Genomic DNA, 16,328 nt, shown 5'->3' with positions numbered 1-16,328 from the left:
CGGCGGAGAGACGACATCGTGGCGCGGCCGCGACTCGCCTGGCTCACCCGAGGCGGGCGAGCAGTTTGAGCGCGTACGCCGTCCGGAGCACGTCGCCCGCCTTGCCGCGGTCGAAGATGAGTTCGTCCGTCCGGATGACGTGGTCGAGGACGTCGCGCGAGGCGTGCTCGGGCGCGGCGGCGATGCCGCTGTCGGTCTCGGCGACCCACTCCATCACGCGGAGGTCGCTCTTGCTGTCGCCCATCACGAGCGAGAACGGGTCGTCGACGCCGAGCACCTCGAGGGCGGCCTCCACGCCGACGACCTTGTTCAGTTCGCGGCTGCCGATCTCGGCGGCGTCGCCCTCGTAGTACGCGACGTCGATGCGCTCGAACGTCTCGCGGACGTCGGCGGGGACGTCCTCCGGCGCGCAGTCGGCCGTCTGGCCGCGTCGCTCGAGGACGCCGCGTATCTCGGGGTCGCTGTCGGCGTAGACGGCGCGGGCCCAGTCGCCGTTCTCGGCCGACGCCGCGTCGGAGCCGTCGTGTGCGCCCGCGACCGTTTCCCCGAGCAGGTCGAGCAGGTGGACGAGCGCGTCGTCGATGACCTCGACGGCGTCGGGACTGCCGGTCTCGAAGTTCGGCTTCAGCGTGACGTTGAACTCGTTGCCCTGGAGGTGGGTCGCGCGCCGGAGGTCGTCCGGCGCGTCCGAGAGCACGCGCGACCGTATCTCGTCGAAGGCGTCCCGGATTGCGGCGTCGAGGTCCTCGTACAGCAGCCGCTTGGTGTCCGCGCCGTGGCCCGGCGTGAACACGCCAGTCCCCGCCTCGTAGACGATGCTCACGTCGCCCGAGTGGACCATCTCGTTGCCGAGCCCCTGGATGGCGAACCCCTTGACGTTCTCCAGCGTCTGCCCGGTGCAGACGACGATGGGGACGCCGTCCTCGTGGAACTCGGTGAGCAGGTGCAGCGTCTCGCGCGGTATCTCGTTGTCCGTGTGCCCCGCCGAGCGTAGCGTCTCGTCCACGTCGAGCACGAGCGCGTTCACCGGCCGCTCGTAGGTGTTGCAGAGGTCGAGCGCCGTGAACGCCTGGTCGCGGGTCGCGTGCACCGCCACGTCGGCGTACGTCTCGCCCGCGTCGAAGGCGTCGCGGATCTCGTCCTTGCGCTCCTCGAGTTCCTCGCTGGCCGACTGCCAGTGGTCGAGCGCGACCCGGGAGTCGACCGGCGGAAACAGGTCGACGAAGTCCTGGTAGGCCCGCAGCGCGTCCACGTCGAACTCGTCGTAGAGCCGGAAGAGGGCGTCGTATCGTTCCATGGATTGAGTGGGTCGCTCTCCGGGATAAAGTTCGGGGCGCGTCGTCCCCTCACTCGTTCCGTTCGCGTCCCTCCTCTGTTCGCCCGGTCGGCCACCCGGAACGGTGACGACCGGACGTCGACGACGGGCCCCATCGTCACAGGTGTTCCCCATTCTTAATTTTCTCATTTCTTAATAAATATTTATGCGTGTACCCAGGCACACATGGTATGTAATGGCGAAACAAGACGGCAGCGGGCGGGGTACGACAGCGAGCAACGAGGGAACGTCTCGACGAACGTTCATACAGGCGACGGGCGCGGCGACCGCAGCCGCGACGGTCGGGTTCGGTGCCGAACGGGGCGCGGCGGAGGGACAGTCGGTGGAGCGACTGGTCGACGACATGACAGTCGCGGAGAAGGCCGGCCAGATGCTCCAGCCCGTCGTCAACAGCTACGACACGGAGGCGGAGTCGACGTTCGAGGACGTCGACCGGATCGGCTCACTCCTTTCGGACGTGGCTCCCGGGTCCCTGCTGTCGGGGGGCGCGGCCCCGCCGACGATGGACCCGCAGGCGCTCGCCGAGGGCGTCAACGCGCTCCAGGAGTACGCGATCGAGAACTCGCCGCACGGCATCCCGTTCTTCTACGGCATCGACGCCGTCCACGGGGCCGACTACCTCGACGGTGCGAACGTCTTCCCGCAGCGGCTCAACATGGGGGCGACCCGCGACGTCGAGACCATCGAACGAGCCGAGCAGCACACGGCCGCAGTGCTCGAAGCGACCAACTGCCACGAGACGTTCGCACCCACGCTCGAACTCCAGCGCGACCCACGGTGGGGACGGTTCTTCGAGGGAATCAGCGAGGACCCCAAACTGCTCGCCGACGTCTCGGCGGCGCGGACGCGCGCGCTGGAGAGCAACGACCGGGTCACGTCGACGGTCAAGCACTTCGCCGGCTACGAGGTCCCCCACAACGGGAACGACCGGGCGGCCGCCAACACGTCGATGCGTGACCTCCGCGAGACGCTGCTCCCGCCGTTCGAGGTGGCCATCGACGAAGGGCCGGGGATGGTGATGGTGAACAGCGGGTCCGTCAACGGCGTCCCGGCACACGTCTCCCACTGGCTGCTGACCGAGGTGCTCCGGGAGGAGTACGGCTTCGACGGCGTCGTCCTCTCGGACTGGAACGACCTCTTCCGACTGATCGACATCCACGAGTACCTCCCGAACACCGAGGACGGCCGCCGCGCCGCCGTCCGGGCCGCCATCGAGGCGGGACTGGACATGGCGATGCTCGGCGGCGGCGGGCTCACCCCGCCGGAGTTCGTCTCGCACGTCGAGGACCTCGTCGCCAGCGGCGAACTCGCCGAGGAGCGCATCGACGAGTCCGTCCGGCGCATCCTCCGACTCAAGCGCGACCTGGGCCTGTTCGAGGACCCGTACGTCGACCCGTCGGAGGCCGCCTCGCTCGTCGGCAACGACGAGTCGCTGTCGATAGCGACCACCCTCGCCCGCGAGTCGATGGTCCTCCTGAAGAACGACGCCGTCGCGGAGGACGGCGACCCGGCCCTCCCGCTGTCGGGCGACGAGGACCTGCTCGTGACCGGCCCCGGCGTCGACCCCGAGACGGGAATCGAGAACCGGCTCCTGATGCAGCACGGCGGCTGGACGCTCGGCTGGCAGGGCATCGAGAGCGGCAGTCTCTCGGAGGACGGCCCCCGGCCCGCCGGCTCGACGATGGTCGCGGAACTGGAGGCCGACCACGACGGGACCGTCACCCACGTCCCGACGGACTTCGACCGCTCGCAGTGGTGGGACGTCCCCGAGGACGGGTCGAGCGAGAACGGCGACTACGGCTTCACCGATCGACAGCGGAGCGACGTCGAGAGCGCGGCTGCTACCGCCGACGCCGTCGTCGTCGTGCTGGGCGAGGGGCCCCACAACGAGGGGTTCGGCGACCGCGACTCCCTCGCCATCCCCGACACACAGCGGGAGATCGTCCGGACGGTCGTCGAGAACGCCGGCGACGGGACGCCGGTCGTCGGCGTCGAGTACGCGGGGAGTCCGCGCGGCGGCGAGGAGACCTTCCAGCACCTGGACGCGCTCCTGTTCGCCGGCCAGCCCGGTTCCGGTGGCGGCGTGGCCGTCGCCGAGACGCTGCTCGGCGAGTACAACCCCTCGGGTCGGCTCGGGTTCTCCTGGCCCAAGACCGTCGCCCACGAACCGCTGTACCACAACGCCTGGTCCGGGAACCGGGAGGAGCCGCTGTACCCGTTCGGCCACGGGCTGAGTTACACGACCTTCGAGTACGCGAACCTCTCGGTCACCCCGGGGACGCTCGGTCACCCCAGGGGCGGCCGGGCGGTGACCGTCAGCGTCGACGTGACCAACGCCGGCGACGTGGCCGGCGAGCACGTCGTCGAGGTCTACAACACCCAGGCCTACGGCTCGGTCATCCATCGCGACCGCCGCGTCGTCGGCTACGAACGCGTCCAGCTCGACCCCGGCCAGACCCGGACCGTGGAGGTTCCGGTCGACCTCGCGGCGCTGGCGGTCGTTCCGGGTGACGTCCCTGGCACCGAACCCAGGACCGTCGAGGCCGGCGAGTACGTGCTGTCCGTCGACCCCGACGGCGACACGACGACCACCCTGACCGTCAAGAACGCGGGGTGCGTCGAGAAGCGGTGACCGTCCCCGGTCGGTCCGACGTCGGGGCAAAGCAGCGACGTCGTCTCAGTTGCGACACTCGTCGGCGGCGCGCGCGGCGAGGCGGGCGACCCGGAGCGGCTCCGGCCGGCCGCCCTCCGGCGTGAACGCCCGGACGACGTCGCGCGCCTCGCGCTCGTCGACGCCGACCGAGCGGACGAACACCGTCTCGTCGTTGACAGCGAGTTCGCGACGCGTCGGCTGGGCGCAGTAGCGCTCGCGCCGCAGGGCCAGGTCCTCGCCGTCGAACTCCTGCTCCATCGCGTCGAGCAGTCCGTCGCTCTCCTCGAAGGTGACCGACAGCACCGGTCGCTCGACGCGCTCGTGGAGTCGATAAAGGTCGAGAACGTTGTACCACGACAGCGCGACGCCCGCGACGAGGACGTATCGAACGTCCTCGCGGTCGAGTCGGTCGACGAGGTCCGCGACGGCGTCGGTGACGTCCGTGCCACCGACCGTGCAACTGCCGAACGCGAACCCGTCGACGACCCGACTCGCCCGGACCACCACGCCGGCGAGCGTGCTGGTGTCGCCGCGGTACGACTCCGCGACGCCGAGCGCGCGGACGCCTGACTTCACCACGCTACTGGTTGTCTTTGATCTCCGAGAGGCGGTCGAGCAACTCGTCGTTCGACGCTCCGATCTCGAAGTCGACGTCGCCCTCGTGGTCGTGTTCAGTGGTGTTCACGCCACTGTCGTCGTCCAGATCGGCGTCGTACTCCTGGTTGTCTTGTTCGGATTCGTCGTAGCTCCCGAAGCCCATACGTACTCGTTACTACTCACTTCGACCACTAAAATCGCACGCCGCCCGTCAAGATTTTGGTAGTTGGGCCACAAGCGGCCGATATGCGTATCGTCAACGTCACCGCGGACGCGGAGACGTTCACCTGCAACGCCTACCTCGCGCCCGGCGACCGGACCGTCCTCGTGGACGCCGGCGCGACCGACGACGTCGTCGAGACCGTCCGGGAGCACGCCGACGAACTGGACGCCGTCGTGCTCACGCACCAGCACGGCGACCACGTCGAGAGCCTGCCGGACGTCCTCGACGCGTTCGACGTTGACCTGGAAGCCTACGGCCCCCATCCGCGCCGGACCGCCCCCATCGCGGACGGCGACGCGGTCCGGATCGGCGACGAGACGTTCGAGGCCGTCTACACGCCCGGTCACGCCGACGACCACCTCGCCTTCGTGAGCGACACCACCCTGTTCAGCGGCGACGTGGTGGTCCACGACGACGGCGCGTTCGACGACGGCAGTTTCGGCCGGACGGACATGCCCGGCCAGTCCCGCGAGCGCCTCATCGAGAGCCTGGAGGACCTCCTGGACCGCATGCCGGACGGCGTCGAGCACATGTACGCCGGCCACGGCGGGGAGTTCCACGGCGACGTCCGGGCGGTCGTCGAGCGCGCCCTGGCGCGCGCCGAGCGGCGCGAACCGAAGTACCCCGACGAGTGACGGGCGTTGCCGGCGACGGACGTCCGGTGCCGTCGGTCGCGGTCAGGAACGTTTTTGTTCACGTACAGTTCAGCCTCCCCCATGCCCGGCCCCGTGTTCATCGACGGCGACCGCGTCGAACTGCGAACGGTCGAGGAGGAGGACGTCGACTTCCTCCAGAAGCTCATCAACGACCCGACGATACGACGGTCGCTCGTCAACCGGACGCCCGTCAACGGCCAGCAGGAACGGGAGTGGTTCGAGGAGAGCGCGTCCGACGGCGACGGCGACGACGTCGACCTGCTCATCTGTCGCGACGGCAACGCCCTGGGGTCCGTCGGCCTCCACGGCCACGACCCGCTCGGCGTCTCCTGCGAGATCGGCATCTTCCTCGCCGAGGAGCACTGGGGCGAGGGGTACGGCACCGCGGCCAGCCGCCTCGTCACCGACTACGCGTTCCGCGAACTGCGCTACCACCGCGTCATGGCCCGCGTCTTCGAGGACAACGTCGGGTCGACGCGCATCTGGGAGAAGCTCGGCTTCCGCCACGAGGGGACGTTCGAGGAGAGCGAGTACGTCGACGGGGAGTACGTCGACGTCGACGTCTACGCCGTCCTCGAAGACGAGTGGTTCGACCGGACGGCGTAGAACGACGGGTCTCGACCTCGCGCCGGCCGGCAGAGTCCCCTTCCATCCGCCGACCGCCGCGATAGCAGTCGCTGGCGGACGCGAGTGTGCTGAAGAGAAGTGCGGGATTACGCGCTGCGCGATTCCTTGCTCTTCGGTCGCAGGTTGCCGTAGCCGCACTTGCGACACTGGTCGGCTCGCTGCGGGTTCCGTGCGTTACAGCGCATGCAGATCATCTTCTCGAGCATCCGCTTTTCCGCTGCGTCGAACTTGGCCATACCCTCCGTTCCGCTCCTGCGCGTTTAAACGTTTCCGAGTCGGTTCGGGGGTCACTCCCCGGCGTCGAGGTACTCCTGCTGGACGGCGACCACCTCGCCGGAGTCCTCGCAGTCGGCGTACCGCCGCAGCGGTTCGGCGTTCAGCTCCAGGAACGTCTCCCCCCAGCGGAACTTCGAGAGGACGTCCTCGGCCTGGTCGCGTTCGCCGAGGATGACCAGGGCTGCCGCGAACGCCTCGACGGTGGTGAGCTGGAACGGCTTCCCGTAGTTGACGGGGTTGGCCGCGACGAGGAACGGGAGCGCGCGGTGGACGCCCGGCATCTCGAACAGGGCGGCTTCCGCCGTCTCCCACGAGCAGTCGAGCGCGACGAGGCTGTCGCTCTCGGCCCGGTCGGCGGGCGACAGCGCCTGCTCGGCGTGGGGGTTGAGCACGACCCCGTACGGCGTCGCCCGCGCGGAGCGGTGGAGCGTCGCCCGGTCGAACCGGGCGAGCTTCCGCGCCGTGCACTTGTCGGGGTCGTCGTCGCCCTCGTACCGCACGTGAAGGTTCACTGTCGCGAGGTAGGCGTGGGGCGCTCAAAAGGGATGCGGGAAGGCCCGACGGCGGGACGGGCCGGCGGTGAGACGAGAGAACGCACGAACCGCACTGACGCGAACCTGACCGTGCCGGACTGGCGACCGGCACGTGGAGGTGGACGCCGGGCCCAAGTAGCCGTTGCTATGACGGCTACGTTCGGCTCTGTATCACACACCGGCAGCGCCATCCTCAAGGGGCGGCCGGCCGTCCGCCCGCGCATGGACGGAGAGAGCGTCGTCCGGGCGTACTATCGCGCGCTCGACGACCACGACTACGAGGCGTTCGCCGACCGCCTGGCCGCGGACGTGGTCCACCGCCGCCCCGACCGGACCATCGACGGTCGCGAGACGCTGGTGGCGTTCATGCGCGACGACCGCCCGAACAAAGAGACCAGCCACGAGGTGCGCCGGGTGTACGGAGGTGACGACGTGGCGGGCGACGGTGCGGTGGACGGTGATGCAGGAGACGGTGACGCTGCAGGAGACGGTGACGCTGCAGGAGACGGTGACGCGCCGGACGACGTGGACGTGGTCGTCGAGGGAGGCCTGCTCGACGCGACGGGACGGGAACTGTTCGCCTTCGCCGACGCCTTCTCGCTCTCGGACGGCCGAATCGCGGAGATCCGGACCTACACGCGCTGACCGACACCTTCGGTGGGTCCGACCGACGCTCGTACTTATACCGTCGGACGCAGTCGCAGAGTCTGCGACTCCGAGTACGGCATTAAGGGGACGGACAGCCTCGGTCGACCCACGATGGCAGCTATCGACACCGACGGCCTGACGCGCCGGTTCGGCGAGTTCGTCGCAGTAGAGGACCTCTCCATGAGCGTCGAGGCGGGCGAGGTGTTCGGCTTCCTCGGTCCGAACGGGGCGGGGAAGTCGACCACCATCAACGTGCTGCTCGGCTTCCTCGACCCCTCCGCGGGGTCGGCCACCATCCTCGGTCACGACGTGACGACCGACTCGCGGGCCATCCGCGAGCGCATCGGCCTGCTCCCGGAGGGATACGACGTGTACGAGAACCTGACGGGGCGCGAGCACGTGGTCTCGGCCATCGAGACGAAGGACGCCGACGACGACCCGGACGCCGTCCTGGAGCGGGTCGGGCTCGACCCCGATGACGCACGTCGCCCCGCCGGTGACTACTCGAAGGGGATGCAACAGCGCCTGGCGCTCGGTGTCGCGCTCGTCGGCGACCCCGACCTCCTGATACTGGACGAGCCCTCCTCCGGCCTCGACCCCAGCGGCATCAAGCGCCTGCGGCGCATCGTCAGCGAGGAAGCGGAGCGCGGTGCGACCGTCTTCTTCTCCAGCCACGTCCTCGACGAGGTGGAGAAGGTCTGCGACCGCGTCGCCATCATGCAGGCTGGCGAACTCGTCACCGTCGACACCGTCGACCGACTCCGCACGGAACTGGACGTCGAGTCGGTCGTCGAGGCGACGGTCGACCGCGTTCCGGAAGACCTCTCGCTCGACGACGTCGAGGGCGTCACCGACGTGACCGTCGACGGGACGACGGTCCGCGTCCGCTGCGCACGACCGCGGGCGAAGATGCGGGCGTTGCGGCGACTCGACGACGCCGTCACCGTCACCGACGTGACCATCGAGGACGCCTCGCTGGAGGCGCTGTTCGAGGAGTACACGGCTAGCGGCGAGCGCGGCGACGGGGACGGAGACGACGAGCACGACAGTGACGCAGCAGTCGCCGCGAGTGGGACGACGCAGCCCCCCGTCGCGGACGGGGGAGGTGACCGGCGATGAGCGCCTACACCGTCCTGCGGGACGACTTCCGGAACGCCCGCCGCTCGTCCGTCGTGCTCGGGGTCATCGGCGTGTTCACCGTGCTCACCGCGCTGGTGTTCGTCTCCGAGATCGACATCTACGACGACGCCTACCGGACGTTGTTCGACGTCACGATGCTCGTCGGCCTCGTCTTCCCGCTGTTCCTCGCGCCGCTGACGTACCTCTCCATCGCGGGCGACCGCAGCGGTGGTGCGATGAAGTACGTGCTCGGGCTGCCGAACAGCCGCCTGGAGTACTACGTCGGCAAGTTCGTCTCGCGGGCGAGCGTCGCCGTCGCTGCCATCGTGGTCGCGGTGTTCGTCGGCTTCGTCGTCGCCGCGGCGACGTTCACCAGCGGCGCCGACCCGGTGCGATTCCTCTCGTTCGCCGCCGTGTCGGCGCTGTACGCGCTGGCGATGGTCAGCATCTTCGTCGCCATCTCGGCGTCGAGCGCGAGTCGGTCGCGCGCCATGTTCGGCGTGTTCGGAAGCTACTTCGTGCTGGTGCCGTTCATGTTCGGCTTCCTGCCGGTGCTCAGCCTCGGCACCCTCGTCGACGCCGTCTCGTCGCTGCTCGGCGTCACCGTCTCGGCCGAGACGGAGGAGCTCATCACGATGCTCTCCCCGGCGACGGCGTACCTCCAGTCGACCGAACTGGTCTTCCGCGGCGTGTTCGACCAGTACGAGGCGTTTGGGATGTTCAGCCCGGGAAGCGACAATCTCGCCAGGCAGGCCTGGTTCACCGTCCTCGTGATGGTGGGGTGGACGGTGGCCGCCTTCGGCGCCGGCTACGCGAAGTTCCGCGCGTCCGAACTCGGATAGCGCCGTCGTCGCGCCGTCGAAAAATCAGGGTCGACCGACCCAGTTACTCCAGCTTCCCGGCGAGCACCTTCGCCGCGGTGAGGACCGGGTCCCAGACGGGGCTGAACGGGGGCGCGTACGCCAGGTCGAGGTACTCCACCTCGTCGACGGTCATGTCGGCGTGGAGCGCGGTCGCGACGGTGTCGATGCGCTTGGCGACACCCTCGTGGCCGACGATGCTCGCGCCGAGCAGTTTCCCGCTCTCGCGGTCCGCCGTCATCCGGACCTCCAGGTCGGACCCGCCGGGGTAGTAGTGAGCGCGCGACTCCGCGGTTATCTCCTGGGAGACGGGGTCGTAGCCCGCCTCGCGGGCCTCGTCGTGGTCGATGACGCCGGTGCGAGCCACCTCCAGGTCGAAGACCTTCACGACCGCCGTGCCGACGATGTCGCCGACCGGCGTCGGGTCGCCGGCGACGGTCTGGCCGATGGCCCGCCCCGCGCGGTTGGCCGTCAGCGCGAGCGGGACGTGGTCCGGCGCGTCGGTCACCGCGTTGTGGGCCTCGGCGCAGTCGCCCGCCGCGTACACGTCGTCGTAGTTGGTCTCGCCGTACTCGTCGGTCGCGATGGCTCCCGTCTCGCCGAGTTCGATGCCGGCCTCCGCGGCGAGGTCGGCGTTCGGCGCGACGCCGGTCGCCACCAGCACCATGTCGACGTCGAACCGCTCGCCGCCCGCCTCGACGCCGGCGACGCGGCCGGCCTCCTCGTCGATGCGCTCGACGGTGGTGTCGAGGTGGACGTCGACGCCCTGCTCGCGCAGGTGGTCCTCGACGGTCTCGGCCGCACCCGGCCCGAACGGCGCGAGGACGTGGGGCAGCATCTCGAAGACGTGGACGTCGAGGCCGCGGGCCTCGAACGCCTCGGCCATCTCCAGGCCGACGTAGCCGCCCCCGACGATGCCCACCGACTCGGGCGTCTTCGCGGTGAGGTAGTCGTGGACCTCCGCGCCGTAGCCCTCCAGGAACTCGTCCTCCGGCACCGACCCCTCCTGCGTGAGGTAGCTCTTGACCTTCTTGGCCGAGTCCATGCTGTGGAGCGTGAACACGCCGTCGAGGTCGACGCCGTCGATGGGCGGGACGATGGCGCTCGCCCCGGTCGCGACGAGGAGGTCGTCGTAGGGCTGTTCGACGGTCTCGCCGTCGTGGACCGCCGTGACGACCTGCTCCTCGGGGTCGACGTCGACCACCTCGTGGTGCTGGCGGAGGTCGACGCCGCGCTCCGCGAACTGTTCGGGCGTCATCGCCACCAGGTCGTCGAGCGTCTCTATCTCGCCCTTGACGTAGTAGGGCAGTCCGCAGGCGCCGTAGGAGACCCACTGTCCCTTCTCGAAGACGACGACCTCGGTGTCCGGTGCGTCGCGCTTGGCCTTGCTCGCCGCGCTCATCCCCGCTGCATCGCCGCCGATGACGACAAAGGTCCGTGCCATGTTCGACAGTTGGGACGGAACGGATAAAACAGTAATGCACTAATTGTACAAGACAGCTTGCGGGAAAAATCGACGGGCGACGGACGTCCCGAAGCCGAGTCGGCGGGAAACGACGGTTTCGGGGCGATTGCGGGCGATGCGGGCGAGGCAGGCGTAGCGGGACGTGTCCGCGCCCTGTAATGTGTGAACGGTCGGCAGGCTGCTGGCGGTCCGCGGCGAGCTGGCGGTCGGGGGACTACCGCGCAGGTTCCTGTGGGCGGGCGGCGGGAATCCAAACCGATAGGTTCCCGGCCCTCCGACAGGTCCCCGTGAACTACGTCGCCTGGGCGGTCGTGGCGCTCGTCGGCTACTCCGTCTTCACCCCGCTGGCGAGTCTCGCGACCGACGAGATACCGAGCACAGTCGTCGCACTCGTTGCGAACAGCATGCTGGCGCTGTCGGCGGCGGCCGTCATCGTCTACCGCGACGAGGCGGTCGTCCCGTACCTCACCGGCGGGAACGCGATGTACATGTACGCCGCCGGCGTCTGTCTCTCGGTGGGCATCATCGCCTACTACCAGGCGCTCGGCCAGGGCCCGGTCAGCGTCGTCGTCCCCATCTTCGGGATGTTCCTCGTCGGGAGCGCGCTGCTGGGCGTCGTCTTCCTCGACGACCCGATGAGCGCGAAGAAAGCGACGGGAATCCTGCTGGCCGCGGTCGGCGTCTACCTGACGACGAGCTAGTCCTTCTCGCCCGACCCGAGGGCGCTCTCGCCGACCTTCTCGTGACCCTCGATGACCTCCTGGCCGCCCATGTACTGCCGGAGGGGTTCGGGCACCGTGACCGTGCCGTCGTCGTTCTGGTAGTACTCCAGGATGGCGACCATCACGCGCGGCAGCGCGACCCCCGACCCGTTGAGGGTGTGGAGGTACTCGGCGCTCTCGTGGCGGTCCGGGCGGTAGCGCAGGCCGGCGCGGCGGGCCTGGAAGTCCTCGAAGTTCGAGACCGACGACACCTCGAGCCAGCGGCCGCCCTCCTCGGGGCCGTCCGCCATGTCGTCGGCCGGTGCCCACACCTCGATGTCGTACTTCTTCGCCTGCTGGAAGCCCATGTCGCCGGTACACATCGTGAGCACGCGGTAGGGGAGCCCGAGCCGCTGGAGCACCTCCTCGGCCTCCGAGAGCAGTCCTTCGAGGCGGTCGTAGCTGTCCTCCGGGCGGACGAAGTTGACGAGTTCGACCTTGTTGAACTGGTGGACGCGGACGTACCCCCGCGTCTCCGTCCCGTGTTCACCGGCCTCGCGCCGGAAGTTCGGCGTGAACGCCTGGTGCTTGAGCGGGAGGTCGTCGTCGAGCAGTATCTCGTCGCGGTACATGTTCGTCACCGGCACCTCCGCGGTCGGGAGCAGCCAGAGGTCGTCGTCCTCGTACTCGTCGTCCTGCCGTGAGCCGATGCGGTAGGCGTCCTCGGCGAACTTCGGGAGCTGGCCCGTCCCCTGCATCGAGGCGCTGTTGACCGGGATCGGCGGGAAGACGTCGGTGTACCCCTGCTCGCGGTGGACGTCGAGCATGAACTGTACGAGCGCGTACTCCAGGCGCGCGCCGTCGCCCTTGACGAACTGGAAGCCGCCGCCGGTCACCTTCGCGCCGCGCTCGAAGTCGAGGATGTCGAGGTCCTCGCCGAGGTCGTAGTGGGGGACGACGTCCTCGGGGACGTCGCGGAGGTCGTCGAACCCCTCGCGGTACCGCTCGACGTTGTCGCTCTCGTCCTCGCCGACGGGGACCGACTCGTGGGGGACGTTCGGGAGTTCGAGCATCGCCTCGTCGAGGTCGTCTTTCAGTTCGTCGGCGCGGTCCTCGACCTCCTCCAGTTCCGCTTTCAGTTCCTGCGAGCGCTCGATGGCCTCCTGTGCCTCGTCGTCCTTGCCCTCCTGTTTCAGCTCCCCGATCTGCTGGCTGACCTCGTTGCGCTCGTGCCGCAGGTCGTCGCCGCGCGCCTTGAGCTCGCGCCACTCCTCGTCGATGTCGAGCACCGCGTCGAGGTCCACGTCCTCGACGCCCTTGGTCTCGAGCGCCCGTCGGACCTCCTCCGGGTTCTCACGTACGTACGTCCTGTCGAGCATTCCTGGGTCGCTATTTCACGCGCCTGCAAAAAACCGTATCGTTCGCGCGACCCGACGGCCGCCGCGCGGACGCCGCCGACGGGGACTCCCGGGCGGTCGCCGTCGCTCAGACGGGACGCGAACCGCTTTTGACCCCGGGAGCGCGAGTGGGAGTATGGCAATCGGAGACGTACAGGAAGTGACGACGGGGGAGTGTACCGACCTCTACTACGTCGACACCGGGATGTACGACACGGAGGCGTACGGCGCGGCGTTCGTGCTGGACGCCGAGCGACCGGCCATCGTCGAGACCGGCATCGGCACCAACCACGAGTACATCCTCGACGCGCTCGACGAGATCGGCATCGACCCCGCGGACGTGAAGGTCATCGCACCGACGCACGTCCACCTCGACCACGCCGGCGGCGCGGGCTTTCTCGCACAGGCCTGCCCCGACGCAGACGTGTACGTCCCCGAGATCGGCGCGCGACACCTCGTCGACCCCGGACGGCTCGTCGAGGGGACGAAGCGGGCCGTGGGCGACCAGTGGCAGTTCTACGTCGAACCGGAGCCGGTGCCCGAGGAGCGCGTCGTCGAACTGGAGGACGGCGACGTCGTCGACCTCGGCGACCACGAACTCCAGGTGTACCACGCGCCGGGCCACGCGCCGCACCAGGTCGTCTTCTACGACCCGGCGAACGACGCGCTGTTCGCGGCGGACGCGGCGGGCATCTGGGTGCCGAGCATCGAGGCGATCCGCGAGACGTCGCCGCCGTCGAACTTCGACCTCGAAGGGTGCCTCGACGACGTCGAGACCATCCGCGACGTCGCGCCGTCGACGCTGCTGTACACCCACTTCGGGCCGCGACCGTATTCCGAGGCGGCGATGGACGAGTACGCCGACGTCCTCACCGCGTGGGTGGAGGCCGTCGAGGAGCGACGCGAGGAGCTCGGCAACGACGACGCGGTCGTCGAGCACTTCGTCGAGGAGCAGGAGATGACCGACGTCTGGGGCGCGACGAAGGCGGAGGCGGAGACGGCGATGAACGTCCGCGGCGTTCTCCGCTACCTCGACGAACGCGAGTCGGAGTGACCGGTCGTCCCCGGACGCACAGGTCGTTCGACGACCGACGACGGGGCGTACAACAACGATGACAAACTCTCCCCCGGTTCTACCGTAACTTAATGGGACCTGGTTCTAAAACGAGAGGCATGGGATGGCGAGACGCAGAGGCGGAGTACACGGACGAGGTCATCGAGCGGACGACGCTCGCCCGCATGTTCGAGGACAGCGCGGCGCGACACGCGAACCGTCCCGCCCAGCAGTACAAAGGGGGCGTCTACGACCGCTCGCTCACCGACACCGCGTTCCCCGGTGCGCCCGACGGACAGTTCCGGGCGCTCTCGTACGGCGAGATGCGCGACGTGGTCCGGAACCTCGCCGCCGGGTTCCGTGACCTCGGCGTCGCGGCCGACGACCGCGTCGGCATCTTCGCCGACACGCGGATGGAGTGGGCACAGACCGACTTCGCGCTGCTGGCCGCGGGCGCGGTGGTCACGACCGTCTACCGCAGTTCGTCGGTCTCGCAGGTCGAGTACCTGCTCGACGACCCGGACGCCACCGGCGTCGTCGTCGAGAACGAGGAACTGCTCGGGCGCGTCGACGACGCCGACCTCGACCTGGAGTTCGTCGTCGTGATGGACCACGCGCCGTCGGTCGAGGACCGCGACGACGTTCACACCCTCGCGGACGTGCACGACCGCGGCGCCGAGACGTTCGACCGGGAGGCGTACGAGGGCTGGATCGACGACCGCGACCTCGACGACCTGGCCACGCTCATCTACACCAGCGGGACGACGGGCAAGCCGAAGGGCGTCCGGCTGACCCACTGGAACTTCCGCGCGAACGTCAACCAGTGCTACCGGCGGTTCGGGCCGCGCCCGGACAAGGGTGACGTACCCGGCATCGACGAGGACTCTCGCTCGGTCTCCTTCCTGCCGCTGGCGCACGTCTTCGAGCGGATGGCGGGTCACTTCCTGATGTTCGCCGCCGGAGCGACCGTCGCGTACGCCGAGAGCCCCGACACGCTCAAGGAGGACTTCCAGGCCGTCGAGCCGACCACCAGCACCAGCGTTCCGCGGGTGTACGAGCGCATCTACGACACCATCCGCAACCAGGCCGAGGAGACGGAGACCAAGCGCCGCATCTTCGACTGGGCGACCGACGTCGGCCGGGCCTACCACGAGACCGACGACCCCGGACTGGCGCTCCGCGGCAAGAAGCTGCTCGCGGACAAGCTCGTCTTCGACACCGTGAAGGACGGGCTCGGAGGGAACGTCGACTTCTTCATCAGCGGCGGCGGCAGCCTCTCGAAGGACCTCTGTCAGCTCTACCACGGCATGGGCCTGCCCATCCTGGAGGGGTACGGCCTCACGGAGACGTCGCCGGTCATCGCCGTCAACCCGCCGGAGGAGCCGAAGCCGGGCACCATCGGGCCGCCGGTCGTCGACGTGGAGGTGACCGTCGACGACTCGGTGGTCGGCAAGGAGTTCGACGACGCCGCGGGCGAGGTCGGCGAACTGCTCGTGAAGGGACCGAACGTCACCGACGGCTACTGGAACAAGCCAGAGAAGACAGAGCAGGCGTTCACCGAAGATGGATGGTTCCGGACCGGCGACATCGTCGAGATCCGCCCGGACGACTACATCGCTTTCCGCGAGCGCGCCAAGGAACTGCTCGTGCTCTCGACGGGGAAGAACGTCGCGCCCGGCCCCATCGAGGACGCGTTCGCGTCCAGCGACGTCGTCGACCAGGCCATGGTGATGGGCGACGGCCAGAAGTTCGTCAGCGCCATCATCGTCCCCGACTTCGACGAGATAGCGGTCAAGGCGGACCGCCAGGGCGTCGACCTGCCCGACGACCGCCAGGAACTCGTCCGCGACGACACCGTCTACGAGTGGGTCGAGGCGGAGGTCGACCGCGTCAACGAGAAGTTCGAGTCCTACGAGAAGATCAAGCAGTTCCGGCTCGTCCCCGAGGAGTTCTCCGAGGACAACGACCTCCTCACGCCGACGATGAAGAAGAAGCGCCGGAACATCCTCGACCGCTTCGCCGACCGCATCGACGAGATCTACGCGGAGTAGTCGACCCGCACGCTCGGCTCCGTTCCTCGCGCACCCCCGTTCTCCCGTCGCCCCTCCGACCGTCGTCGCCCCCGTCCGACCCCGGAATCTGTCGGCGGCTTTCTTCCGTACCGACGGGACGAGAATACGTGC

Annotated in this window: 16 protein-coding genes; 9 read left to right on the top strand and 7 right to left on the bottom strand. The window is 68.9% G+C overall.

Features of this window, described 5'->3' with window-relative positions; all coding sequences use genetic code 11:
- Window positions 1-43: 43 nt before the first annotated feature.
- Window positions 44-1,297, bottom strand: coding sequence for an HAD family hydrolase (locus NKT36_RS11705; protein WP_327051229.1), 1,254 nt, complete (start codon window positions 1,295-1,297; stop codon window positions 44-46).
- A gap of 214 nt (window positions 1,298-1,511) precedes the next feature.
- On the opposite strand from NKT36_RS11705, the gene NKT36_RS11700 reads away from it, so the two are divergent.
- Window positions 1,512-3,968, top strand: coding sequence for a glycoside hydrolase family 3 protein (locus tag NKT36_RS11700; protein ID WP_327051228.1), 2,457 nt, complete (start codon window positions 1,512-1,514; stop codon window positions 3,966-3,968).
- A 45-nt stretch (window positions 3,969-4,013) separates the two neighbouring features.
- Here NKT36_RS11700 and NKT36_RS11695 read toward each other — a convergent pair whose 3' ends face one another.
- Complete coding sequence (locus tag NKT36_RS11695) at window positions 4,014-4,565, bottom strand: endonuclease dU (RefSeq protein ID WP_327051227.1); 552 nt, start codon at window positions 4,563-4,565, stop codon at window positions 4,014-4,016.
- 4 nt (window positions 4,566-4,569) lie between these two features.
- Window positions 4,570-4,749, bottom strand: a complete 180-nt coding sequence (locus NKT36_RS11690; protein WP_327051226.1) for a DUF5786 family protein — start codon at window positions 4,747-4,749, stop codon at window positions 4,570-4,572.
- A gap of 83 nt (window positions 4,750-4,832) precedes the next feature.
- Here NKT36_RS11690 and NKT36_RS11685 point away from each other — a divergent pair, with 83 nt between their 5' ends.
- Window positions 4,833-5,444, top strand: a complete 612-nt coding sequence (locus tag NKT36_RS11685; protein ID WP_327051225.1) for an MBL fold metallo-hydrolase — start codon at window positions 4,833-4,835, stop codon at window positions 5,442-5,444.
- Between the two features lie 81 nt (window positions 5,445-5,525).
- Window positions 5,526-6,071 (top strand): GNAT family N-acetyltransferase, encoded by a 546-nt coding sequence (locus NKT36_RS11680; protein ID WP_327051224.1) that lies wholly within the window; start codon window positions 5,526-5,528, stop codon window positions 6,069-6,071.
- A gap of 107 nt (window positions 6,072-6,178) precedes the next feature.
- On the opposite strand, the gene NKT36_RS11675 is transcribed toward NKT36_RS11680, so the two are convergent.
- On the bottom strand, window positions 6,179-6,328 hold the full coding sequence (locus NKT36_RS11675) for a 50S ribosomal protein L40e (protein ID WP_327051223.1): 150 nt from the start codon (window positions 6,326-6,328) through the stop codon (window positions 6,179-6,181).
- 51 nt (window positions 6,329-6,379) lie between these two features.
- A complete protein-coding gene (locus NKT36_RS11670; protein ID WP_327051222.1) occupies window positions 6,380-6,880 on the bottom strand; it encodes a DUF367 family protein in 501 nt (166 codons plus the stop codon).
- A gap of 168 nt (window positions 6,881-7,048) precedes the next feature.
- Between NKT36_RS11670 and NKT36_RS11665 the strand changes: the two genes are divergently transcribed.
- The 3 genes from NKT36_RS11665 (at window position 7,049) to NKT36_RS11655 (ending at window position 9,510) form a co-directional block, all read left to right on the top strand.
- Entirely contained in the window at window positions 7,049-7,546 is a 498-nt protein-coding gene (locus tag NKT36_RS11665; protein ID WP_327051221.1) for a nuclear transport factor 2 family protein, read from the top strand.
- 114 nt (window positions 7,547-7,660) lie between these two features.
- Entirely contained in the window at window positions 7,661-8,668 is a 1,008-nt protein-coding gene (locus NKT36_RS11660) for an ABC transporter ATP-binding protein (protein ID WP_327051220.1), read from the top strand.
- Entirely contained in the window at window positions 8,665-9,510 is an 846-nt protein-coding gene (locus NKT36_RS11655) for an ABC transporter permease (RefSeq protein WP_327051219.1), read from the top strand. The genes NKT36_RS11660 and NKT36_RS11655 overlap by 4 nt, the downstream gene beginning before the upstream one ends.
- A gap of 43 nt (window positions 9,511-9,553) precedes the next feature.
- Here the strand turns inward: NKT36_RS11655 and NKT36_RS11650 are convergent, their stop codons facing one another.
- Window positions 9,554-10,972 carry an FAD-dependent oxidoreductase gene (locus NKT36_RS11650; RefSeq protein WP_327051218.1) on the bottom strand — a complete coding sequence of 473 codons (1,419 nt, stop codon included), beginning with the start codon at window positions 10,970-10,972 and terminating at the stop codon, window positions 9,554-9,556.
- Window positions 10,973-11,280: 308 nt separating this feature from the next.
- Between NKT36_RS11650 and NKT36_RS11645 the strand changes: the two genes are divergently transcribed.
- Complete coding sequence (locus NKT36_RS11645; RefSeq protein ID WP_327051217.1) at window positions 11,281-11,694, top strand: EamA family transporter; 414 nt, start codon at window positions 11,281-11,283, stop codon at window positions 11,692-11,694.
- Here NKT36_RS11645 and serS read toward each other — a convergent pair.
- Window positions 11,691-13,073, bottom strand: a complete 1,383-nt coding sequence (gene serS, locus NKT36_RS11640) for a serine--tRNA ligase (RefSeq protein ID WP_327051216.1) — start codon at window positions 13,071-13,073, stop codon at window positions 11,691-11,693. The two genes, NKT36_RS11645 and serS, sit on opposite strands and share 4 nt — an antisense overlap.
- Window positions 13,074-13,227: 154 nt before the next feature.
- Between serS and NKT36_RS11635 the strand changes: the two genes are divergently transcribed.
- Both NKT36_RS11635 and NKT36_RS11630 read left to right on the top strand, forming a co-directional pair.
- Window positions 13,228-14,145, top strand: a complete 918-nt coding sequence (locus NKT36_RS11635) for an MBL fold metallo-hydrolase (protein WP_327051215.1) — start codon at window positions 13,228-13,230, stop codon at window positions 14,143-14,145.
- 119 nt (window positions 14,146-14,264) lie between these two features.
- Window positions 14,265-16,196: an AMP-dependent synthetase/ligase gene (locus NKT36_RS11630; protein ID WP_327051214.1), complete on the top strand. Its 1,932-nt coding sequence runs from the start codon at window positions 14,265-14,267 to the stop codon at window positions 16,194-16,196.
- Window positions 16,197-16,328 lie beyond the last annotated feature (132 nt).

Source organism: Halomicrococcus gelatinilyticus, from assembly GCA_024227995.1.
In the GTDB taxonomy this organism is placed as follows: domain Archaea; phylum Halobacteriota; class Halobacteria; order Halobacteriales; family Haladaptataceae; genus Halomicrococcus; species Halomicrococcus gelatinilyticus.
Note: the sequence above shows the minus strand (reverse complement) of the source record. Positions and strands in the feature narration are given on the sequence as shown.